The 22,986-nt window shown below is 67.2% G+C and carries 22 protein-coding genes; 20 read left to right on the top strand and 2 right to left on the bottom strand.

Annotated features, from left to right (window positions below):
- Nucleotides 1–1,802 precede the first annotated feature (1,802 nt).
- Together ACFTWF_RS35150 and ACFTWF_RS35145 are read right to left on the bottom strand one after the other, a co-directional pair.
- The gene (locus ACFTWF_RS35150; protein WP_043788054.1) at nucleotides 1,803–2,000 is read right to left on the bottom strand and encodes a hypothetical protein; all 198 of its coding nucleotides are present in this window, start codon (nucleotides 1,998–2,000) and stop codon (nucleotides 1,803–1,805) included.
- Between the two features lie 146 nt (nucleotides 2,001–2,146).
- On the bottom strand, nucleotides 2,147–2,545 hold the full coding sequence (locus ACFTWF_RS35145) for a helix-turn-helix transcriptional regulator (protein ID WP_378465693.1): 399 nt from the start codon (nucleotides 2,543–2,545) through the stop codon (nucleotides 2,147–2,149).
- 1,223 nt (nucleotides 2,546–3,768) lie between these two features.
- Between ACFTWF_RS35145 and ACFTWF_RS35140 the strand changes: the two genes are divergently transcribed.
- The 20 genes from ACFTWF_RS35140 (at nucleotide 3,769) to ACFTWF_RS35045 (ending at nucleotide 22,985) form a co-directional block, all read left to right on the top strand.
- Complete coding sequence (locus tag ACFTWF_RS35140; RefSeq protein ID WP_378465692.1) at nucleotides 3,769–5,091, top strand: hypothetical protein; 1,323 nt, start codon at nucleotides 3,769–3,771, stop codon at nucleotides 5,089–5,091.
- A 21-nt stretch (nucleotides 5,092–5,112) separates the two neighbouring features.
- Complete coding sequence (locus tag ACFTWF_RS35135) at nucleotides 5,113–6,066, top strand: hypothetical protein (RefSeq protein ID WP_378465691.1); 954 nt, start codon at nucleotides 5,113–5,115, stop codon at nucleotides 6,064–6,066.
- Nucleotides 6,066–6,983 (top strand): hypothetical protein, encoded by a 918-nt coding sequence (locus ACFTWF_RS35130; protein WP_378465690.1) that lies wholly within the window; start codon nucleotides 6,066–6,068, stop codon nucleotides 6,981–6,983. The genes ACFTWF_RS35135 and ACFTWF_RS35130 overlap by 1 nt, the downstream gene beginning before the upstream one ends.
- 85 nt (nucleotides 6,984–7,068) lie before the next feature.
- Entirely contained in the window at nucleotides 7,069–8,613 is a 1,545-nt protein-coding gene (locus tag ACFTWF_RS35125; RefSeq protein WP_378465689.1) for a cutinase family protein, read from the top strand.
- A 97-nt stretch (nucleotides 8,614–8,710) separates the two neighbouring features.
- A complete protein-coding gene (locus ACFTWF_RS35120; protein WP_378465688.1) occupies nucleotides 8,711–10,408 on the top strand; it encodes a peptidoglycan DD-metalloendopeptidase family protein in 1,698 nt (565 codons plus the stop codon).
- Nucleotides 10,405–11,073 carry a hypothetical protein gene (locus ACFTWF_RS35115; protein ID WP_378465687.1) on the top strand — a complete coding sequence of 223 codons (669 nt, stop codon included), beginning with the start codon at nucleotides 10,405–10,407 and terminating at the stop codon, nucleotides 11,071–11,073. Before ACFTWF_RS35120 ends, ACFTWF_RS35115 begins: the two co-directional genes overlap by 4 nt.
- 154 nt (nucleotides 11,074–11,227) lie before the next feature.
- Nucleotides 11,228–11,812, top strand: coding sequence for a hypothetical protein (locus tag ACFTWF_RS35110; RefSeq protein ID WP_378465686.1), 585 nt, complete (start codon nucleotides 11,228–11,230; stop codon nucleotides 11,810–11,812).
- Entirely contained in the window at nucleotides 11,809–12,462 is a 654-nt protein-coding gene (locus ACFTWF_RS35105; RefSeq protein WP_378465685.1) for a DUF6668 family protein, read from the top strand. The genes ACFTWF_RS35110 and ACFTWF_RS35105 overlap by 4 nt, the downstream gene beginning before the upstream one ends.
- Nucleotides 12,463–12,479: 17 nt before the next feature.
- A complete protein-coding gene (locus tag ACFTWF_RS35100) occupies nucleotides 12,480–12,782 on the top strand; it encodes a hypothetical protein (RefSeq protein WP_378465684.1) in 303 nt (100 codons plus the stop codon).
- A 100-nt stretch (nucleotides 12,783–12,882) separates the two neighbouring features.
- Nucleotides 12,883–13,092: a hypothetical protein gene (locus tag ACFTWF_RS35095; protein ID WP_378465683.1), complete on the top strand. Its 210-nt coding sequence runs from the start codon at nucleotides 12,883–12,885 to the stop codon at nucleotides 13,090–13,092.
- 41 nt (nucleotides 13,093–13,133) lie between these two features.
- Complete coding sequence (locus ACFTWF_RS35090; RefSeq protein WP_378465682.1) at nucleotides 13,134–13,802, top strand: hypothetical protein; 669 nt, start codon at nucleotides 13,134–13,136, stop codon at nucleotides 13,800–13,802.
- Nucleotides 13,803–14,678: a hypothetical protein gene (locus ACFTWF_RS35085; RefSeq protein ID WP_378465681.1), complete on the top strand. Its 876-nt coding sequence runs from the start codon at nucleotides 13,803–13,805 to the stop codon at nucleotides 14,676–14,678.
- A complete protein-coding gene (locus ACFTWF_RS35080) occupies nucleotides 14,675–16,111 on the top strand; it encodes a hypothetical protein (RefSeq protein ID WP_378465680.1) in 1,437 nt (478 codons plus the stop codon). Before ACFTWF_RS35085 ends, ACFTWF_RS35080 begins: the two co-directional genes overlap by 4 nt.
- A 58-nt stretch (nucleotides 16,112–16,169) precedes the next feature.
- Entirely contained in the window at nucleotides 16,170–17,657 is a 1,488-nt protein-coding gene (locus ACFTWF_RS35075; protein ID WP_378465679.1) for an SCO6880 family protein, read from the top strand.
- Between the two features lie 87 nt (nucleotides 17,658–17,744).
- Nucleotides 17,745–19,496: a hypothetical protein gene (locus ACFTWF_RS35070; protein ID WP_378465678.1), complete on the top strand. Its 1,752-nt coding sequence runs from the start codon at nucleotides 17,745–17,747 to the stop codon at nucleotides 19,494–19,496.
- Nucleotides 19,493–19,780 carry a transposase gene (locus tag ACFTWF_RS35065; protein WP_378465677.1) on the top strand — a complete coding sequence of 96 codons (288 nt, stop codon included), beginning with the start codon at nucleotides 19,493–19,495 and terminating at the stop codon, nucleotides 19,778–19,780. The genes ACFTWF_RS35070 and ACFTWF_RS35065 overlap by 4 nt, the downstream gene beginning before the upstream one ends.
- Nucleotides 19,777–20,016: a hypothetical protein gene (locus ACFTWF_RS35060; RefSeq protein ID WP_378465676.1), complete on the top strand. Its 240-nt coding sequence runs from the start codon at nucleotides 19,777–19,779 to the stop codon at nucleotides 20,014–20,016. The genes ACFTWF_RS35065 and ACFTWF_RS35060 overlap by 4 nt, the downstream gene beginning before the upstream one ends.
- Nucleotides 20,017–20,041: 25 nt before the next feature.
- Nucleotides 20,042–20,716: a hypothetical protein gene (locus ACFTWF_RS35055; RefSeq protein ID WP_378465675.1), complete on the top strand. Its 675-nt coding sequence runs from the start codon at nucleotides 20,042–20,044 to the stop codon at nucleotides 20,714–20,716.
- Entirely contained in the window at nucleotides 20,716–22,539 is a 1,824-nt protein-coding gene (locus tag ACFTWF_RS35050; protein WP_378465674.1) for a type IV secretory system conjugative DNA transfer family protein, read from the top strand. The genes ACFTWF_RS35055 and ACFTWF_RS35050 overlap by 1 nt, the downstream gene beginning before the upstream one ends.
- Entirely contained in the window at nucleotides 22,536–22,985 is a 450-nt protein-coding gene (locus ACFTWF_RS35045) for a DUF4913 domain-containing protein (protein ID WP_378465673.1), read from the top strand. The genes ACFTWF_RS35050 and ACFTWF_RS35045 overlap by 4 nt, the downstream gene beginning before the upstream one ends.
- The last annotated feature ends 1 nt before the right edge of the window (nucleotide 22,986 follow it).

Raw genomic sequence — 22,986 nt, 5'->3', positions numbered from 1 at the left:
ACGAGCGTTGGCACCGAGCACCCCCAGGTCTTTCGCAACATGCTCGAATGCACGAAGTAAGTGCTTGCCTTTCGCCATCGTGTTAAGCAACCCGGCCGCCTCTAATCTCCGGAGGGCATGAGCAATCTGCGTGACCCCATAACCGGTCATGTCGGAGAGGGCTTCGACAGTCGCTACTCCCGATCGGTAGAACCAGTAGATACGAGCAGCAGCTGCACCCAGCCCGCCACACTTGCGGTGACTCCAGACATCGTGGCTGTGGTGCGCTAGGAGTGAGACCCCCGATCCAGGAGCGGGGGCGGGTTCCCCTTGTGTTGCACTAAATCCTTCAGCAGCAGGCCGATTGATAGTCCAAGTCGATGCCCGACTCCCTGTGCCTGGACTCGCCAGTGTCACCCAACCTTCCGCTGCTAGTACGCGCAGTCTCCTCGAGACAGTGGAGGCATCAATTCCACAGGCTTGCGCCAGCCGCCTGCAGTCGATATCAATGACGCGAGTCCGAGAGGTGCGCGCAAGCGCAGTCAATGCGTGCAGAATCCGCTCGTCACTTGCTCCTCCTCGCCGGCCCCAGTGCGCCGTTGTACCTGCGATGGCACGCTCGATCTCGTCGAGTTCGTCGTCAATCGCTTCACGAGGCACCTGGCCGGGGCTAGCGGCGAAGGTCACGGCCAGGGCGAGGGCACGGGACCATTGGCGTTCTGTGTCGTCGCGGCCGCGCGCCGCGTCCTCACGAAGCCGAATCAAACCTGGGGCGGTGGCAACTGCGGCGCGGGCGTCGTCGAGCGCGTGTCCGGCGCGAGCCATGGAAAGAAGGATGCTGTAAGCGAGAGCACTGCGGTCCGCCCCTTTCGACGGCACCGTCGCGAGCAAATGCGCAGTTCGGTGAGGTAGCGGCCGCCGAGGTCGGTCGAGTCTCGGACCTGCCCCATCATCAATGATCCGCGGCCTTCGATGCGGCTCTGCCGGTGCAGCAGGCCCGACATGGGGATGCCGCGCGAGGAGCCAGTTGACGACTTCCGGCGTCGTCCCGCGGCTGACGCGCTCAAGCGCCTGCTTCAATTCCGCACCGGCCAGGTGGGGGACAGACCGCCCACCTGCGCGATGCGGTGCGCCCGGAGGCCGCACAACCCCCATACGCGGTTTGCTCAGGGGTGATTTGTCGAAGGTTGGGTAGTACTGAACGAGCACGCGGTTGAGTTCGCCAACATCGGCCTGATCCGCACCGTCCTCACCAAGTCGGATCCAAATGTGCTGGCCGCCCGTCGGCCCGGAATGCGCACGCAAGAAGTAAACACCCAGGTCGTCAAGGTGTGCGGCGAGGCGGTCCGAATCGGTACGAGCCTGATCCGCACCAAAACGGGAGGAGTCGAAGTCGAACACGAGAAGCCGAAATCGGTGGTCCGAGCTGGCGAGATAGACCGCCCAAGGAAACTCCGGCTGCCGCAGTGGAATGGAGACAGTGGCGTCATAGCTGTGTTCTCGCTCCGGGTCGACGCGAACACGCCGCCGCGGCGACCACGTGCGGGTGCATGTGTCGTAGAGCAGTTGTGTGTTATCTGTGTCACCACTTTGCCGGGTGACACGCGCATGGGCTTCTAGACCTGCATCAGGGTGTGCGATACCCTGGGCTCTGTCACGCAAGACAGTCCCTTCGGGGAAAGCAGTACAGGGAATCGAGCGGCTAACTCGTTTCTCAACCAACTTCGAGGACCCTCGACCCTGCCCGGTCGGGGGTTCTTCGGGTTAGTTGCTGTACTGCACTACATGGATTCGGTTATGCGGCATCGAAGCCGCCATCGCGTTCACGCGGAAAGTTTCAGTACCTCCTGGTTGGTCTCCTGAACGAGTTGGGTATGGCCAGTAGCGGCTGCGAGAAGGTCCGCCAGGAACTGGCTCATGTTCACACCCGCTGCCATCCGCCTACGTTCGAGTTCCTCGAACACCACGTCAGGGACTCTGCTGGTGACGCGAGTTCGGTCTCCCTTGTACGGGTTTCCCATACCCTTCTCCTTCCCTGACCCCGACCGTCCACCTTCGGACTCCAATCTGCAGCACCAAACCTGTCACAAGTTGGGCCGATAACGATGAAGACACGCCGTCGAGCGGTCTCAGAGATGCAGAATCCGTGCTTTAGTTGCGTGATTATTCATAGATTCTTCGCGCGTGTCTCACGGTGTGTACGACCGAGCTTCCATGCTTCTGCAACGATTCGCTTGTCGACCCCGTAGAGCTCGGCAATCTTGGGCACGAGGTCATCGCGGATCGGCTTCACCCCGTTCTCGATCTCAGCCAATGTAGTGGCGCCGATGCCAAGCCGAGTGGCTGCGTTTCGCTGATTCAGTGCCGCTCGCACTCGAAGGTCACTCATCCTGAGCTTGCTCGCTGGAATCGGTACGAGCACAGAGATTGATGTGTCTAGGGCTTCAGCAAGAAGACCGAGCATTTCCGGTGCCGGCCTTGACCGCCCAGTTTCCCAAGTCGAGACAGCCTGACGAGTTGTACCGATACGGGCCGCGAGATCGTCCGGCGTGAGCCGCGCCTTCACACGCTGTTCGCGGAGCTTGTCACCCCGGAATCCTCTGACTCCGCTGCGAGGCACTTCATCAACTCCTGGGGTCCGACCAACGTCTGTATCCGACCATTGTTGCCCTTCCTGGAGCGCCCCCACGCGCTAGCGCGCTTTATAGTTGCGTGTTATTGTTGCGGTATTCTTGATCGCTGCTAGCGGCCCAACTCGAGGGGAGGGGCGGGAATGAGAAGCGTGAATAGGTTGCGCACAGAGGCTGCTGCGGTTTACGATCCTTCCGCGCGCCCCACCGGGGAGTCCTGCAGCCTTGTACACGTCGGGTCTGCTTGTAGCGCAAAAGGTGCTGCACACCGTCTATTTGGTGTGCCCTTTGGACTCTCGGGGGCGATCGTGTCGGAAGCAACTAACACAAGGTGTTGCTCGCGTCGAGCCGCACCTTCGCGTGCTTCTGACCTTCAAAATCTCCAGGTCGCCACCGCGGCAACCAGCAGTTCCGCTCGTCAAGTTCCTGAAACCGAATTCGCTCAGGCTCATTGGCCCCGGTCGGAACCCCGAATCCCCAAGACTTCCACTGTGCGGTTGAACTTCTGCCCAAGTCTCCGCTCAGTGGTCTCACTTCGCAGCTCGCGGCTCCCACGCGGGCCAACAACTCGTGCTGCGCAGAAAACCCCAGGTGCGGTGATGATTGGCGTCCTCGCCCGCACCTGGGGTTCTACTCCCCGCAACGCGTTAACGCGTAAACGTCCACGCCGCAGGATCTCGGATCCTCGCGGGCCATTTCTGTACCCAATTGGAGGCTCCGATGTCTTTGGGTGCCCAGATCCACCCGGCCACTAATCGTACCGAAACCCCGTTTCCGTTACAGGCAGAGTCCAGCGAGTCCGGTCCTCACGTTCCGAAATCGATGAATGTGCGCGCTCGGCCGCTCGGTGTCGTCGCATATTGCGCTGGTCGGGCGCCTGGTTACAGGTGCTACTCGGTCGACCTTTCCGCGTTCTCGACGTGCCCTTTAGGTCATGCGCTGGTCCCGTACTCGTCGCCGTGGATTGGCCTCCGTTCGGCCCTCTAACTCACTTCGGATGCGCTCATGCGGGGCGGGGGCAGATGAACACTCGGCGCGGCCGATTCACCCCTCAACCAACTGTCGGCGTTGTCGAAGTTCTTCCTTCACCAACCCCCCAGTGAGCGTATCTCGTTGCAATTCAAACATTTTGAGAGACATGTGACGTGAAAGGTTTGAGATGAAGACTCGAATTGGGCCCGCAGGGCGGCATCGTGTGGTGAAGGAACGCGCGGCGGTGACGACGTCGCTTGCTGTGGCTGTGATGTTGACGTGCGCGAGTATCGCGCAGGCCGCTCCGGGGGAGCAGCCTGGGGTGACGGCTCCTTCTGGTCCGCGTGAGCAGCCTGGAGTAACGGCCACGCCGCCGCGGGCAGAGGCTCCGGTGGAGCGTGAGTACTTGCCGGGTTATCAGCCCTCGGAGCAGGTGCAGAACGCGGAGTGGCGCTCGTATGAGGACTACCAGCAGGGCTATTCGCAGCCGTCGTACAACGTGCAGCCCGCATACGTCGAACCGTCGTATGTGCAGCCGTTCTCCTCCGGATACAGCGAGCCCGTCGAGCCGCAGCCGGAGGTCGTGACACCGCCACCACCGGCGATGGTTCAGCGGCCGGGTATCGCCCCGATCCAGGCGCCGGAGAACAAGCTCCTGATCGGGTCCGCACTGCTGGACCGACCTGCTGGCATTGCTGAGCCGGACGCACAGCGGATCAACAACACCACGTCTGCAATTCAGGCCGACGGTGCCAACTTCATCAACTCCCTCGGTGTCCCGACCACGCAGGCCGACCGTCTCGCGGCGGGCACGGTCGCCGGAGTCGTCGTCGGCGGCGCCGCTGGTGCCCTCGCGTTGGGCACGCCGGCGGCCGTGCTCGGTGCAGCGGGCGGCACTGCCCTCGGCACCGTCGTGGGTATCGCGGTGGGCACCACCTTGGCGTCGGTGTTCATCCCCGGTGTCGGACTCGTCGTCGGGCCGGTGCTCGGCGGCGTGAACGGCGCGCTGATCGGAGCAGGGGTGGGTGCCTTGGCGTTCGGTGTTCCCGCCGCGATGGCGGGCGGCGCTCTCGGCATGCTGTTCGGCGGCATCTACGGCGCAACCTTTGCCGGCGGCCAGGACGTGGTCATCGAAGAGCCCGCTCCCGCCCCGGCACCGGAGGCGCCTGCTCCCGCGCCGGTGTGGACTCCTCCGGTCGTCGACACGCAGGCAGTGGCCGCGCAGACAGAGCAGGTGGCCGGTCAGGTCGCGCAGGCGCCCGCCGGGGAGCAGATCGTCGAGGCGGTCCGCGATTTCGCTGACGTGGCCCCGTCGTATGCGGCGGCGGCGCAGTCCCAGGTCGATGCGGGTGTGTCGCAGGTCCGTGAGGCCGCGCTCGCACAGCCCGGCGGCCCTGATGCTGTCGCCGCCGTTGATCAGGCGATCGCCGATGTCTCCGCCGCGACCGCCCCGGCCGCCGCACAGGCCGCGGCGTTCATGGCTGCGGTCAATGACGGACTGAACGCCTAAATCACGCGAGGAGACAGAACGATGGAGCGCGACGACTGGTTCCCGAAGCTGGACCCGACTGTGGGGGAGGACGAAGCAGATGAGCAGCTGCTCGTCGAGTCGATAGCCACCGGCGATTCCGTAGACGAGTCGGCCTCGAACGAGCCGGCCGCGAGCAGCTGCGATGCGTTGGAGCCGGAGGCCGCCGAAGAGCCAGCCGCCGCGCCCCGTCCCACCTTGTCCGCGGTACCGATGCCCACCCCTTCTGCCGGGCCGGGGTGGGCATCGGGGTGGCTGGATGAGCCACTTTCCGCTGCCGCCGAGCATTCCTCGGACGGGTATTCGGTTGGCTCTCCGGAAGATTCCCCGGAAGGTGACGACGAGGCGACCGAAATGTCGGCGCCGGCCGTCTCGGAAGCTCCGGAGCGGGCCGATCGTGCGCGCCGCAACCACCGAGCGCTGATCGGTGCCTGCGGCGCCGTCGCCCTGGTCACCGTGGCCGGTGTCGGGGCAGCCGCAATCTCGTTCACCGGGACCAGCAGTAACGCGCAGCCGCTGGTCATCCCCGGTACCACCACGACCTCGGCGGAGTCCACGCCGCCGACCCCCACCGCCGCCTCCGCGGTGTCCTGGTGCCCTGCGCTCGTCCTCGATGGCCGGGTGGAGGGGAACGGCATCGGCGGCACCGACTCCGGACCTCAGGCGATTCTGGCGTTCGATCACGGCTTCTACGTCGCACGTTCTGGGACGCAAGCCCGCCGCGTGGTCGCCCCCGATTCACAGGTCGCCTCTGCAGAACAGCTGCAGGAAGGCATCGATCAGACCCCGGAGGGCACCGAGCACTGCCTGAGTATCCGTCCGCTCGCCCCGGGTGAGTGGGCGGTCGACGTGCAGGAGAAGCGACCGAACGGCGAGGTGAACGTGTACCCGCAGATCTTCCGTACCGACAACCTCGGCGGTCAGGTTCTCGTCACCGCCATCACGAAGCGAGGCTGATGATGACCGAATCGTGGACGGACTGGGCCGCTGGTGACCCGGACACCGATGATGCCGCCGCCGACCGTCGTATGTACGAGCAGATTTCGACGACAGCAGCGCCGCCACCAGCGGAGTCGCTGGCCTCCTCGTCGTGGCACTCTCCCGACGAAACGCCGACTCCGGTGATCGTCATCGGGCACCGAGGGGGATCGGGCGCGACCACGACCGCGCTCGGTGTCGGCTCCGCTCTGCCGGGGTTGCTACGTCCGGCATTGATCGACGCGGCCGGGCAGGGACCCGGCAGTGACCTGTGGGAACGCGGGCTCGGCGCCAGCACCGGAGCGAACCCGCGACACGCGAGTTCTGTCGGTGAGATGGGGCAGTGGCAGCTGCGGGCCGGGGTCGTGTGGGGACTCGTCGACGATCCGCATCGTCACCGCGGACTTGTGGCGATGCTGCCGAGCCTCGGACTCACCCCGGTCGTCGACGGCGGCTGTGGTTTACAGGTTCTCGCCTCGATTCCGCTCGGCCAGGCGGGATGGCCGCCGATCGTGCTGACCGTTTCGCCGCGTGGTGGCGAGATCAACCGGCTTCCCGCACTTCTCGACCGGCTCGGCAACTGCATCGGAGCGACCATCGACCACCCGGATGCTCCCGGTCTGGCGGCCGTGCACGTGGTGGTGACGAACACCCGGCCGGCAACCCAACCGATCGTCGACCACTTGCGCACCCACCTGGCCGGGCGGGTCGGATCGGTCTCTGCGATCCCGCACGACCCTCATATCGCCGAGTGCGCCGATTTCGACTTTGCCGCACTCGCCCCCGACACCGCGGCCGCCTACCACCAGCTGGCAGCGCTGACGTGCCCACCCATCGCCGCCTATGGCGACACGGAATTTGAACACGAGGACAGAAACAACGAGGAGGAGCGGTGACAACATCGGTAGCCCGACCGGGCGCGACGGTCGAACGCGACCAGGGGCAGACGTTCGTGTCGCGTCCCCCGGTCGGGGGTGCGTGATGGCGGTACGAACACCCCGCCCCGGGGCGCTGCCCATGGCGGCGCTTCTCGTGACGGCCATGTCCGTGGCGGCGGCTGCCGTGGGACCGGCCACGGCCGCGGCCGACCCGGCGGAATCGGACTGCACACCATTGCATGTGGTGGGGGTGCAGGGAACGAATCAGAGCGCACCCGACGCATCACCGACGACGGATTCCGGCTTTCTCGGTGACGCCGTGCTGGGGCCCCTGCTGGAGACGGCCGCGGGCAACATCTCCCGCGAGTATGTGCCGTATGCCGGCGATTTCGGTTGGCGCGGACAAACCTACGAACAGTCGATGCTCGGCGGAGTCGACAAGGCGACGCAGGTTCTGCGCGACTATGCCTCCCGCTGCCCCGATGCTCAGTTCGCGATCATCGGCTACAGCCAGGGAGGTCAGATCGCGGACATCCTCGCCCGCAACATCGGCGCGGGCGACGGACCGGTGCACGCGGACCAGGTCGCCGCGGTCAGCTTGTTCTCGTCCCCGAACCGCCCCGACGGGGCATCGACCTTCCCGGACGCACCGGGACGCACCAGCCCACTGGCACCCGAAGGGGTGCCCGCCGACGCGCTCTCGGACCTGACAGTCGGGGTCCAGCCGCCGGCCGACGGTGGCGGTATCGCCCCGAACATCGCCTCCGCGAGCGGGTATGGCGAGTTGGCAGGGCGCGTCGCATCGTGGTGTGGGGAAGGCGATCTCGCGTGCGCGACACCCGAGGATGCGCCGTTGGCTCGCACGGTGACGAACATCGCCGGCCAGCTGCACCTGGAAGCGCAGGATCCGCAGCAGACACTTCTCGACCTCACCGGCGCCCTCGGTGGCGCCGTGCTGCGGACGGGGGCCGACGTGATCAACAACGACATCAACTTCCGTGGCGGCCGTTTCCAGGTCACACAGTCGGGTCAGACCGTACTCGGCCGACTGGCCGACAACTCCGATCCCCGCTCGGCGACCCCTGAAGCCGACGCCGAGATCATTCGCGCAGTCATCAAGACCGGTGTGATGGGTTTCCAGGCCGGTGTCGCGATCGCGAAAAAGGTCCTGACCCCCGAGAACATCGGCCAGCTCGCCGCCGTGGGATTGGCAAATCCGCCCGCGGCGCTCGGTCTGCTTGCCCTCAAGGTCGGGGACGCGGCGCTCGATCTGTTCCCGCCGGCCACCGGCCGGGAAGTCGAGCGCTACATCTACAAGGAAGTCACTCGCGGCGTCCAGGACAACAAGGGCCTGGTCAAGATGGCGACCGACCTGAAGTACTGGGATGCCGCCCGCAACCATGCCGTCTACGACGTCAATGTCGTCGACGCGGTCGGACGCACCGCCGCCGGATTCACCGTCGCGTGGCTGACCGAGATCGCTGCCGCCCTCACCGACACCGACCGGCCGACGAGCACCACGACCAGCCGGGCATCGGTGACCCCGCCGCCGACACCCACCCGCTCACCGTCCACGACCTCACCGTCCACCACCACCTCGAGCACCCGCACCCCGACCACCACATCGGGTTCCGCGAGCTCGGGTTAGACCGCCGCCGGTGGGCAGGCAACCGTCCTTGCCTGCCCACCGGCGGCTTTCCCGATTTGTCGAAGTTCCGCCGAGTCACCGAAGCGAAGGAGTGAGCGTGTCCGACCAGAACAAAGGCGGTTCGGTGATCGTGCTGCTCGCTGCGGCAGTCGCCGGCCTGCTGTTCATGGTCGCCGTCGTGGTCGTGCTCCTGCGCCCCCCGAACGAGTGCCGACCGACCGACGTCCCTGGCGACGGCGCGCCGGTACCGGCGGGCACGCACGTCAAACCTACCGCCCCGGACGCCACGACGATGACCTCCGGCTTCGGGGAACGGTGGGGGACACAGCACCAAGGCAACGACTACGCCGGCGATGTCGGCACGCCCATCTACGCGTTCACCGACGGCCGTGTCGTCGCCGCCGGCCCGGCCACCGGTTTCGGTAACTGGATCGTCATCGACCACGAGATCGACGGCACAACGTACAGCACCGTCTACGGGCACATGTTCGACGACGGTGTGCTCGTCCGGGTCGGTGACCACGTCACCGCCGGCCAGAAGATCGCCCTGATCGGCAACAACGGCCAATCCACGGGTGCACACCTGCATTTCGAGATCTGGGACGGCGGCCGCCTCCCCGACGGCGCCGGAACCGCCCTCGACCCGACACCGTGGGTGGACGACGCCACCGACCCCGGTGCCGCCCCCACGCCGTCCCCGGGTACCGGCGGCGGGCAGACCGATACCCCGGTGGGCGGGCTGAATACCGCGCAGTTGGCCATCGCCAAGCAGACGGTCGCGATCGGTGAAGCGATGGGGGTTCCCGAGCAGGGCATCGTCGTGGCCCTGTCCACCGAAGGTCAGGAATCGACCTACCGGATGCTGGCCAGCTCGAACGTCCCCGAGTCCCTCGGCTTCCCGAATGACGGTGTGGGCGCGGACAACAAGTCGGTCAACCAGTTCCAGCAGCAGGTCGGGCACTGGGGGACCACAGAAGAGTTGATGAATCCGGTCACCGCGAACGTGAAGTTCTACAACGCGCTCCTCGCCATCCCGCAGTGGCAGACCCTCCCGGTCACCGTTGCGGCGCAAACGGTCCAGGGCTCGGCGCACCCCGAGGCATACGCCGACGACGAACCACTCGCCCGCCAGCTGTATCGGCAGTTCCAGGGCGCCGGCGACGACCTCACCGATACCGACCGCGCGGCAATCGCCAGCGGCAACACCAACGCGGTGGGCGTCGCGGCCGGTGGCAGCACCCGCAGCAGATGCGGCGACGAAACACCGACGAATCCCGACCGGCCGCACTATGTTCCCGGCGGACCGTTCGGGGCGAACGTGATCGCGGCAGCCTCCCGGTGGATCGGCACCCCGTACTCGTGGGGCGGCGGCGACACCAACGGACCGACCACAGGTATCCGTGACGGCGGCGTCGCCGACAGCTTCGGGGACTTCGACAAGGTCGGATTCGACTGCTCCGGACTGACCCTGTACGCCGTCTACCAGGCATCCGGCGGTCAGATCACGCTGCCGCACTTCACCGGCAGCCCCGGCAACCCGGGTCAGCTCTACGACCCACGCGGCCAAGAGATACCGCTCGATGCGATGCAACCCGGTGACCTCATCTACTTCGGGTCCGGCGGCGCGACCCACCACGTCGGCATCTACTACGGCGTCCAGGACGGCCAGCAAATGCTGCTCAACGCCCCCCAATCCGGCGATGTCGTCGGCATCGATCCGCTGTCGAACTGGGCCGGAGAAGACATGTACGTCAGGAGATTCGGATCAACACCATCACACCAGGAGACGCCATGAACTCTCATACCAGCGCTGATCCCGACATGCTGACCTCGAGGCGCAGCTCCCGCGCCCGCCGCATCCTGGATGTGGCGGCCCGCAGCTACCTGCGTCTGGCCTCGATCTGGACTCAGTTGTGCCCCTTCACCTACTTCGCCGTGCTCACCGCGGTTCTCACGTACATGCTCGGCGTCTACCGGTACGGCGACCTCGGCTCCACACGCGAGCAGATCACGGCAGGCGAGCGGCCGACTCTCTCCGCGGTCCTCGATGCCGCCCAGGCGTGGGGCACCGCTGCCGAAGCGATCGGATCGACCGCGACCAGCACCGGGTACATGCTCTGGCTCCTGATCGCTGCGGCGGTGATCAATGCGGCCAGCGTCCCCCTGCTCTGGGCAGTGACCCGGGAGTCCGGGATTACACCGAGGTGGGGCTTCCCGGCCGTTGTCTTCGACGCAATGACGCTGGTGGTTCGCTTCATCATCGCCTGCGGCTTCGTGGCATGGAGTGCTGGTCTGCCGACGATCCTCTTCTCCGTGCAGTTGTGGCCGCAGCTGGCCGGAAGCCTCCTGGTGGGCTACCTGCCGGTGTGGATGATCCGGCGAGACACCGTCGAACGGATTCTTCTCCGCCCGCGCCTGGTTCTGACCTCGCCGCCGCAAGGGTCTGGGGCCGATCAATGACGGACCGCGGGGCAGCGTCTCGCCGGCCTGCACTTCTTGACATCACACCACCAGCGCCATACTTTGAACTAGTTAAAAGTATGGCGGATGTTGTTGTCGAGCAGCTCCGAATCACCGGCACTGTCCGGACATTCGCCCAGGAAGGGGGAGTTCGATGAGCAGCGACACACCGCTTCGGCGCGGAATACGAGGCACTCTGCTCGCCGTGTCCGTCGCCGGCGTGGTACTGGCCGGGTGCAGCTCGCAGTCCAGCGAGCACGACCACATGGACGCCGGCGGTCCCACAGGGGCGTTGTCGACCCCGCCGCCGTCGTTGCCGGAGCGCTTCGCCGGAACCGATCAGACCGACCCCGAGTCGGTGATCGTCGCTGCCGCGGAGACGTTGTTCAGCTACGACCCGATTGCCGACACGAACCAGGCGGCGGCAGTGGAGCGGGCCAAGCCACTGCTCGACGAACAGTTCTACGACCAGAACACACTCTCGTTCTCGGTACTCGCGCCGATCTCGGGAAACCGCTGGCAGCACTGGCGTGACGAGCAGGCCGTGGTGACGGCGACGGCGCGGATCACCGACGACGACCATCCGGCCGACGCACCCGCCCGCATCTCCAGAGTGGTCGCGGTCGAGGTGGTCGCCACCGCACCGACAGGCCGAGAGGTCGACCGAATGAACTGGGCGGCATACATGTCCGCAACCAAACTCGGTGTCTGGCGTGTCAACGCGGTGGCAGTGCGATGAGCATCGCACTGCCTGTCGACGACTTCGACGACCTGCCCCGCCGCCCCCGGATCGTGGGCGCGCAGCTGCCGCCCCGGGGCCGGTGCGCGCCGATCTGGAACGGCCCCGTTCACGCCGGTGAGTTCTCCCCACCGAGCCCGATGGTCTGGCTGCTCGGTGCCACCGGCGGGGCGGGGGTCTCCGTTCTCACGCGCTCGCTCGCGTACGCCGGCGACTGTGGCCGCAGCTGGCCGTCGCATGTCGGCCCGGAAGCACAGTCGCCGCTGGTGATCATCGTCGCCCGGACCACCATGCACGGCCTCACGTGTGCGCACGACCTGCTGCTCCAACACGCGGCGGGCGGGACCCCGCAGGGAGTGGACGTGCTCGGCGCGATCACGGTCGCCGACAGCGACCGCCCCCTGTCGAAACCGGTCCGGCACCACATCGGGCTGATCACCTCCCTCGCCGGGGCGTGCTGGGACGTTCCGTGGATCGAACCGTGGCGAGTGATGCGCCACAACGAACTGCCCGCATGGGGACCGGGATCGACCATCCCGGCCACGAAGAGAGACCGCTCGGACCACCGCAAGGTGCCACCCGCACCGGTGATCGACCTCTACGACCGCATCCGGGCCGCGGCCCGCGAGCGGATCACCACTCTCATCTGACGAAAGGACTTCTCACCATGCTTCTCACCGCACTGACCACCACCACCGACCTGCTCGCCCAGGACAAGCCGCCGGTCATCGACTTCGACCTCACCGCACCTCCCGGGGGCATGGAAGACAAGACGAAGGTGCTCCTCGGAGTGCTGCTGTGGGTGGTGACCATCGGTCTGATCGGAATAGCTGTCTGGGCTGGATTCGCCTTCGCGCAAGCGTTCGCGGACGGGACCGCCAGCCGCGGGCAGAAACTGCTGTTCGGAGTCGTGGCGGTGGGCGCGATCATGGCGACGGGGGCGGCCTCCTGGGTCTCCTTCTTCATGTGAGCAGGCGATGAGACCAGTGCTCGCCGCGCCCCCCTCGCTTCTCGCACAAGAAACACCTCCGGCTCGGCCCGGGGGAATCGTGTGGCCGGACCGGGAAGTGATGGATCCGATATTGACCCTGGGCGGCTACCTGATGTTCTTCGCCGCCGCCGCCTTCATCGGGGCGGCGGCCTGGGCCGGTTTCGAAACGGTCCTCTGCTACCGCGCCGCCCGCGGGGTCAACGTCGGGGTCATCCGATACGGCGTCACCGCGATCGCAGCGATCGTGTGCACGTCGGCCACCGCAATCGGCGGCTGGCTGCTGATCTGACCCCGACCCCTTCTGCCCGAACAGCTTCGAAAGGCGCATCCATGCAGACACGGACTCGATCCCGCACGCGGTGGTGGCTTCCCGCCGCGCTCGTGACAGCGGCGGTGATCACCCTGGCCGGTTGTGGCAGCGACACCACCACCGGTGACACCGATACCGGCACCGTCGACACCACGGCCGCACCGGACTCGGTGACCTGGACCAACTACCGCGGGGTGAAGGTGCCCGTGTCGAGCACCGGTGGACCCTCGACGAACGGGAAGGTCCCGGGCGGATACGCACACAGCCCGCAGGGGGCGGTCCTGGCGGCGATGCAGGGCCAGACCCGCCTGGCGTTGGCGCCGGACGACGAGTGGCCCACCGTGGCGTCGACGGTGCTGGCATTCGGTCCCGGCCGCGACGCCTATGCCATTGCCCGGTCGATGACCTCGATCACCGACGCGGCCGATCCCGCACAGACCGCGCAGTACGCCGGCTTCCGGGTGGACGACTACAGCGACGACCACGCGGCAGTGTCGTTGGTCACCCGGATGCCCGGCGGCCGACTCGCCGCGTCCCCGACCACGCTGACCTGGAAGGGAAATGACTGGCGGATCACCCTTCCGGATCCGGCAGCCAATCCCGTCGGCGACGACGGCACCGCCGCCACCGACCCGACCGCACTCGACTCCCTCGATAGCTACACCCCGCTGTCGGCGCAGGAGGCATAAATGTCCGGCGACTCGAACACAACGCCCACAGAATCGGACCGGCCCAACGTCTTGCTGCGCACCGGCCGATGGTGGTTGGCCAGCCCAGCGACCTTGTGGGCCTCGGTGGGATTCCTGCTGGTGATTGTCGTTGCCGGTGCGATCCTGATCGTGCGGGGCGGCGGCGAGGACCGCGCAGCACCTGTTCCCTCGGCGGCACCGACGCCGTCGTCGTCACCGACAACCGAGCCCGAGCAGGAGCGGCCGGGGGCGAGCGGCTTCGGCCCGCCCAGCGCCGACTGGCTCGGCCGTCCGGTGACCAAGCCGAACAACCCGGCCGGGCAGGTGTTGCCGCAGACCGCCCTCAGCCGCGGCCCCTACACCGCAGGTGAGCTGGTTCCGGCCCCGGCCGGGGTGATGTGGCAGCAGGTCGGCCCCTCGGTGCTGCCGTTCTCGACCTCGGACGGCCCCGCCCGCACCGTGGATGGGCTCGCGACCGGCTACACCCGAACTCCGCAAGGAGCCGCGCTGGCGGCCTTGCAAGCACTGGTCCGCGTCGCGAACCCGGACGCATACCAGCAGGTGGTCGACCGGCAGATCCTGCACACGCCCGAACTCGAACAGATGCTCGCCCACAGCCGGCCGGAGCACACCCAGTCGGGCGACCCCACCGCGATCCTCGAGTTCACCCCGCGACCTTCGGCATTCCGGGTCACGGGGTGGATCGAGGGGGAGTTCGCCGCACTCCAGTACGCCCTCCCGCACAGCGCGAACGGCCCATACACCATCCTGGCGGCCGAGGCCGTGTGGGTCGACGGTGACTGGAAGCTGCGGTTACCCGACACCACACCCCGACAGACACAGACCACAACCCTCGCGGGGTGGACGCTGTGGTGAGAAAACTGCTCGTCGCACTCCTGGCTGCACTCGCGATCGCAGTCGCCGTTCCCGCCGGAGTCGCTGTCGCACAGCCGGACACCGCCGATCAGACCGAACAAGATCTCTATGCCGAGTGCCGCGCCCTGGGCGACGGTGTCGCGAACGCTCTCGGTTCGGTCTTCCTCGAACGCGGCTGCGACGTGTTCAAAGCAGTCACCAACCCCAGCACCGCTGCGGGTGAATTCGCCTCCGGCACATGGGACACGATGGTCGGCGAAGCCGCTCAGGTGTTCGCCGACGGGTGGAAAGAAGCCATCGGGTTCATGATGACGTGGTGGATGACGAACTCGGTCAGTGGTCCACTCGGGAACAGCAATACCGAGTCGCTGGTCTATGTGCTGCACCAGTACCTGCGCGTGATCCAGATCCTGGTGTTCTTCGGCTCGATCGTCACGTCGATGATCAAGCTGGCCTGGGCGAAACACCACATGATGGCCGCCCACGCCACCGAAGCCGCCCAGGTACTGACCCGATCGGTGTTCGCGACGTGGGCGTTGACACCGATCGTCATCCTCGCCGACGAAGCCTCGCGCGGCCTCGGGGTGTGGCTGATCGAGCGGATGGTCGGCGACAACATCGACGGCGCACTCGACAAACTGCTCACCGCTAACCAGCTCGGCACCCTCGGTGCGGGACTGGTGTTCGTGCTCGCCTTGCTCGGCATCGTGGGCACGCTCATCCAGGCAGTGTTCATCATGGTGCAGATCGCGCTCGCGCGACTGGTGCTCGGGTTCGCCCCGGTCGCAGCGGCGGCGTCCGGTCTCGGCAATGCCGGCCGCCAGGTGTGGGCGAAGGTCTCGTCCTGGTGCGTGGTGTTGGTGCTGTTCCCGCTCGTCGCGTCGGTCGTGTACGGCATCGCGTTCACCTCGATCTCCTACGAGGACGAGTCCGGTCAGGGGGTCCTGGCCGGGATGATCCTGCTGTCCCTGTCCTTCCTGGTCGCCCCGACACTGGCCCGCCTCATCGTGCCGACCATGTCGGGCATGGCCGGTGGCAGCGCGGCTCCCGCCGTATCCGCGGCCACCGTCGGTTCCGGCGCCGTCGCGGCGAAAGGCCTGTCCTCGATGGGCAGTTCGGCCAGCCGCAGCGGGGCCACCACGTCGACCAGCAGCGTCGCCGGTGGACGCAGCCAGGCCCCGACCGGCGCCGTGTCCACCGGAGGCGGCTCGTCGATCGGGGGCCCCGGCGCCGCCGGCGGCGTAGCCAAGGGCGCCGGAGCCGGGAGCGGTGCGGCCGCCGCAGCCGGTCCCGCGGGTATCGCGGTGGTGGCTGGTCAGGCCGTGGCCAAGGGAGCGAAAGCGGTCGGCAACCACGTCGCCGGTGCCGCCGAGTCGGGCGCATCCGCCGGGGACGACCCGTCCGGGTCCCTGCGCGGAGGCCGCTCGACATGACAGACGAGTCCGGTACCACCCACCCCGCCCACCGACTCGAATCCACCAAGGAGCAGTGATGAGTGAGACTCCCGAACGCCGAACGTACGGCGGCTGGCACGAGCCGAGCACCACCTACATCGGCGGCATCGGCAAGAAGCTGTTCTACACCTTCTGCATCCTGATCAGTTGCTCGATCCTCGGGCTGATGATCGGCGCCTGGGTCGTCTCGGTGCCGGTGCTGCTGATGATCGGCCTGGCGTGGCTGCTGATGGCCTGGCGCTACGGCGGTCGCAGCGGCTACGAGGTGATCACCTCACGGGTGGGATGGCGGCGACAGAAGCGAGGTGGCTCGCACATCCTGCGGGCCGGTGCGTTGTCGAATCAGGCCGGTGGACGCACTCGGCTGCCCGGCGTGGCCGCCAACATCGAACTGTGGTGGGGCATCGACGCCCTCGGCCGGAAGTTCTCGATGATGCACCTGCCGACCACCCACCAGTACACGATCCATCTGCGCTGCACCGTGCCCGGCTTCGGTGGAGCCGAGCAGTCCCGCATCGACCTGGACGTCGCGAACTGGGGTGAGTTCATCAACCTCAACGGCCAGGCCGGGGACATCGACTGCGTGGCCACGACCATCGAATGGCTGCCCGAGACCGGTGCGCGCGCGGAATCGAACGTCGCGGACATGTGCGCACCCGGTGGCAGCCCGATCGCCCAGGCGGCCGTCCGAGAAACCATTACCGACGTCGACTCGCAGGGCCTGCAGTTCCACGCACGGATGTCGATCACCTGGCGCGCGAAGACCGCGACCGCACGCCGCGACCCGATGGTGATGCTCGGTGACCTCGCCCAGCGCATCCCCGCGATCTGCCGCAACCTCGCCGAGCTCCGGGTGACCGGCGTCCCGATGAGCGACAACCTGATTGCCGCTGTGGTCCGCCGCAGCTACGACCCGCGCACCGGGGTCGAAGCGGCCGCCGAGCAGGTCGCCCGCACCGACGAGCCGCTGGTGTCCTGGCTCGACGCCGGGCCGGTGACCGCCGAGGAGACCAAGGCCAGCTACTTCCACGACGGCGCGGTGTCACGGACCTGGGAAATGCACATTCCCCCGCGCGGCATGCCGAACGAGCAGGTGCTCCGCAGCCTTCTCGAAGCCAACGCGAAAGCCCCACGCAAACGCATCACGCTGCTGCACCGGCCGCTCTCCCCGGCCGACGCCGCCGCGGCCGTCGAACGAAGCTTCCTCTCCGCCCTCACCGCCTCCAACACCAACCGAGGACACGGCACCGCCCGCGGTGACCTCGGGCTGAAGGCCGCCGAGCAGACCCGCCGCGAGGAGGCAGACGGCGCAGGCGTGACCGACTTCTCGCTACTGGTCACCGCCACCGCCGACAGCGAAGCCGACCTCAACCGCATCGCCGAAGACATCATCGAAATGGGCCAGCACGCCCGCATCGGCCTGCGCCCCTGCTACCGGTACCAGGCCGCGGCCTTCCTCGGCGCCCTCGCCATCGGCGTGCTCCTTCCCGACCACGCCTCCACCCCCAAGAGCTTGCAGGCATGAGCCCACGACGCCTGGAAAGGACCGCCATGATCACAGCCTCCTCGGAGTTCGTCCTCGGCCTGTACGCGCTCGGGAAGGAGCCCCGCCGTGGGTAGGGCGACGGCCGGCGGACGCCTGCGCGATCGACTCCGCACACGGCTGAGCCTGCGCCGGGCGGTAGCGGATCTGTCGCACAGTTACGAGCCGCGCCGGATCACCGACCGCAACTCCATCACCGACCCGATGTCCGCCGCCCGCAAGCGCCGCCGGATCGAAGAGCGTGAGCAGGCGAAAGTCGAGGAGGCGGAACGTCGCCGCATCGCCCGCGAACGCGATCCCTCGATCGGTGAGCCGGGGTGGCGTCGCGCCCGGAAGCTGTCCCCACGCGGTTTCGACGGATACGGCGGGGGAGCGATGCATGTCGTCGAACCGCCGCCGTCGTTTAGGGCCACCACCTTCCAAGCGTGCGGCATCAACCCGTGGGTGGTCGGCGACAACTACCCGAAGCGGGGGCTGCCCCTCGGTGAGGACCTGTACGGCCGCACGTTCTGCTACGACCCGGTCACCGCCACCTATGTGACGAACCTGCAGAACACACCGTCGGTGTTCGTCCTCGGTCTGCCCTCCCTCGGAAAATCGAGCCTGGCCCGCAAGCTGGTGACCGGGTCGATGTCCCGCGGCCACATCCCGTTCGTGTTCGCGGACACCAAACCCGACTTCGCCAAGGCCATCGAGGTATGCGGCGGCACGGTCATCAAACTCGGTCACGGCGAGGGCTACCTGAACCCTCTCGCCCTGGGTGCACTCGGTTCGATCATTCCGCTTCTCGACGCGTTCCCCGCCGTGCAGAGAAAGGTCGCCAAACAGGTCCAGCAGCGTCGTCGCCGGCTCATGCGGGCACTGTGCGAAATCGAGCGCGGCGACAAGCTGACCACCGTCGAGAAGAACGTCCTCGATACCGCGCTGCGGGTGCTGGCAAAGGATGCACGGTTCGGCCCCGATGCCCCACCGCTGATCTCGGACCTGGTCGAGCTGATCGACGCCCACCACCCCGAACTGATGCGCCGGTGCCGCACCACCACTGCGGACGCGTACAACGCCCGCGTCGACGAACTGGTGCAGACGCTGACCGCACTGCTCGACGGCGACCTCGGCGAGGTGTTCTCCCAGCAGACCAGCCAGCCGATCGACCTGCGGGAGATGCCTCGCGGGATCTGTGTCGACATCTCCGGTGTCAACACCGACGACTCGAAACTCGAAGCGGCCGTCATGGTCGCGTGCTGGGAGGACGGGTTCGGCGCCATCGAAGCCGCCCACGTCCTCGCCGAATGCGGACTGGGGCCGCAGCGGCTGTTCGTGGCCGTGCTCGACGAGCTCTGGCGGGTCCTCGATTCCGGTCCCGGCATGGTCGGACGCATCAACGAACTCACCCGTCTGACGCGCACCCGCGGCACGGCGCTGGCGATGATCACCCACACGGTCAAGGACCTCGAATCGCTGGAGTCCACCGTCGACATCAGTAAGGCGAAGGGCTTCATCGAACGTGCCGGTGGCCTGATCGTCGGTGGCCTGCCCAAAAGTGAGATGGACAAGCTCGACGCGATCGTCCCGTTCACCGACTCCGACCGCGAGTGGGTGGCGAGCCTGTCCACCCCGGCCGGCTACGACCCGGTCACCGAGCAGGAGGCGCCGCCCCCGGGGCGGGGGTACTTTCTGCTGCGACTGGGCACCGAACGGGTTCCGGGGTTCCGGTTCCGCACCACCTTCACTGCGACCGAGCTGCACTACAACTGGCACGACACCAATGCCTTGTTCGACCGAGGTATCGAACGTGAGCGCCAACGGCAGGAGGCGGCATGAGCCGCCCCCGCCGCCGCTACCCGGAGGCGGTCCGCGACTCGGCAGTGCAGATGGTGCTCGCACTCGAGCCGGACATGCCCTCCCGCTGGGCCGCGATCGAAACCGTGTCCGCCCGGACCGGGATCCACACCTCCACGGTGCGCACCTGGGTCCGGGCGGCAGTCGGTGTCACCGTTCGCGGCCAGAGCGATTCCGCCGAAGTCAGGCGGCTACGCGCTGAACTCGACGCCCTCTCGATCACCCTGCAGAACGTCGTCACCCAGCTGCGAGGGAGCAGCGCATGAGCATTCGGGTTCTCTACGCGTACTCGGCCGCCGACGGTGACGCCCACCTCGCGCTGGAAAACGCCAGCGACGAGATGGATCGGCAACTGACCACCCTCGAACACCACTTCCCCAGCGTGCGCGTGATCGGGCACTCCCATACCTGCGCTGCCACCGACATCGTGCCCGCCGGAATGTTCGGCCGTCCGAAAGCCGGCTTCGTCGTGACGATCTCGACCGTCGTCGACGTGCACTGACCACCCCACCGACAAGGAGACACCGATGCCCTCCAAGACCGCCTCATCCGCCGCCGACTGGGACAAGGTCGAGCAGCTCGTCAAGAGCAACGAACGCGAACTGGCCACGATGGCCGACCACCTCGCGTTGCGGCAATGGGCAACCGAGAACGGGCTGGCCACCAAAGCCCTGTTCCCCAAATTCAAAACCGTGCTGCTCAAGCGGTGCGACATCGACTACGGGGCCCTGCGCGAGCTGGCCCATGAAGCCGAGCGGGAGCAGCTGTCCGAGGCGGCCGCCGCCGCCCCGACCGTCGAGCTCTATGCCGCCGGCGACGACGAAGCCGGCACCTTCGCCGTCTGCGGGCCGAACGGGGCCGTCGCCTGGTACGGCGAATTCTTCGACGACGACAAGACCTACACCGCAGGCGATCAGACCTCCGCCGACCTCTCCGCCGCCCGCAAAGCGGTCTTCCTCGCCGGTAAGACCCGCGAGGAACTCGACGTCGATGCAATCAACCTGACCCTGCACGTGCTCAATCACGAAGTTGGCCCCCACAATCTCTCCCTGGCCGCCACCCGAGTCCGGGTCGTCGTCACCGTGGACATCGACAACGACAGCCCCGCCCTCGAATGGTGCCGGGAGAACGGCTACAAGAACTGGCGCGAGCAAAACCTCCACCACCTCCTCGCGGCCGCCACCGACAGTGAGGTGGCCTGATGCCCAGGGAGGTCAAAGATCCCAGCGGCCGGGACCCCGCCGTCGAGTTCATCCTGTTCGTTGCCACCGTGCTGGTCGTCCTCGTCGCGGGGATCTGGCTGGCCATGCACCTGGGTACCAGCCAGAGGGTTCCTGCCAACCCCGTCGGGGTCGTCGCCGGCCTTCTCCGCAGCGAACTGACCTGGACCCTCGGCGCGACCGCCGTTGCGGTCGGTTACGTGCTTGTGCTGCTCGCCGCCGCGGTCGCGCTGATCGTGCGGAAGGTCCGCATCAGTAGGAACCGCACCCGTGTCGACCACAAGGCCGACCACATGGCCACCCTCAAGGACGTCAGGTCGCTGACCGAGAAGACCGCCCGCGCGTCGGCGAAACGCCTGAAGGTGGACGTACCGGACGGTCAGGTACCGGGAGTGCCGATCGGACGGCACCTTCCCAGCAACAGCAAGCTCTACGCCTCCTACGAGGACATGCACGTGTGGATCTGCGGTCCCCGCGTCGGAAAGTCCACGTCCGTGGTGATCCCCGCAGTCGTCGGAGCACCCGGAGCCGTCCTGACCACCTCGAACAAACGCGACGTCGTCGACGCCACCCGCGGTGTCCGCGAACAGGTGGGCCACGTCTGGATCTTCGACCCGCAACAGGTCGCCAAGGCCGACCCGACCTGGTGGTGGAACCCGCTGTCCTGGCTGCGCCGCGAGATCATCGGACCGGAGGGGCGCCCGCAGATCATCGCCGACGAAGTCCGCGCCGCCGACCTGGCCACCCACTTCGCCGCGGGCAGCATCTCCGCCGACGCCAAGACCGACGCCTTCTTCGAACCGGCCGCGAAGAATCTGCTCACCGGCCTGTTCCTCGCCGCGGCCCTGGCCGATCGACCGATCACCGACGTCTACACCTGGGTCACCCAGGAAGACGATCAGGAGCCGGTGCGCATCCTGAAGAACGCAGGGGACCGCTACACACTGCACGCCGACGGTCTCGCCGGCCAGTACAACGCCCCGGACAAGCAGCGTGGCGGTGTCTTCGGCACCGCCCTGAAGATGATCAACTGCCTGACCATTCAGTCGATCCGGTCCTGGGTCACCGATACCGGCGACTCACGCCCGCACTTCGATCCGGCCGCGTTCGTCCGGTCCACCGACACCCTCTACCCCCTGTCGAAGGAAGGCGCCGGCTCCGCCGGCCCGCTGGTGACCGCGCTGACCGTCGCCGTGTGTGAGGCCGCCGAACTGTTCGCCACCGACTCACCCGGTGGACGGTTGGCGACACCGCTGCTGGCGTCCCTCGACGAGGCCGCCAACGTCGTGCGCTGGACTTCTTTGCCCGCGCTCTACAGCCACTACGGCTCACGCGGAATCGTCATCCAGACCATCCTGCAGTCCTACGAACAGGGCATGACCGTGTGGGGCCGCGACGGCATGGACATGCTCACCTCCGCATCGAACGTGCTCGGCTACGGCGGCGGCGTCAAAGTCGGCGGGGCCGGTTTCCTGCGGTCGATGTCCGAAGCCGTCGGCGACCACTACGAGATCACCGGCTCGGTGTCCTCGAACGGCAGCAACGGTCGCTCCGTCTCACGTCAACGCTCCCTGGTGCGCACCCTGACCGAGAAGGAGCTCGAAGCTCTGCCCCGCGGCCGCGCCGTCATCCGCTCCTCCGGCAACCCCGCCGCTCTCGTGGCCACCATGCCGTATTGGGAAGGACCGCACGCCGCCGCGATCGAGGCCTCGAACGACAAGTACGCCCCCAAGGGCGAACACCCCACCGTCTCGCCCGCGGCCCCGGGCAGCGAAGTCGCGCTCACCGGAAAGGAACTGCGATGAGCGTCGACGAAATCGACTGGGACGAACTCGAAGACGAACCCGCCCCCGGCGAGCCCGCCACCACCACCGCAGCGGTGGGGGAGGAGCCACCGCAGCTGGTGTTCGGCTCGGCCGCCGAGTTCATGCGCGACAAACTCGCCCCGATGTACCGGCGGGATCTATCGAACCGGCGGTGGTGCAACCAGTGGTGGCTCCACGCCGAAGCCGTCTCCCGTGTCACCGCGCTCTGGCGGGCCTGGGAACACCTACGACTCGACCCCGCCACCGGGATGAGTGTGTGGTGGCGCGATCACGCCGACCCCCATATGGCGGTGCTGTTGTCCAGCGAAGGACCGTTCGGCAACTGCACCGAACGGCGCGGCCACCACGACGCCGACAGCGAGATCAAACCCCTCCCACTCATCGAACCCCCGGCCGAAATGTTCCCCGACACCCGCGACCTCTAGC

Source organism: Rhodococcus sp. NPDC056960, from assembly GCF_042674125.1.
Taxonomy (GTDB): domain Bacteria; phylum Actinomycetota; class Actinomycetes; order Mycobacteriales; family Mycobacteriaceae; genus Rhodococcus_F.
This window is presented reverse-complemented; position numbering and strand designations above follow the sequence as displayed.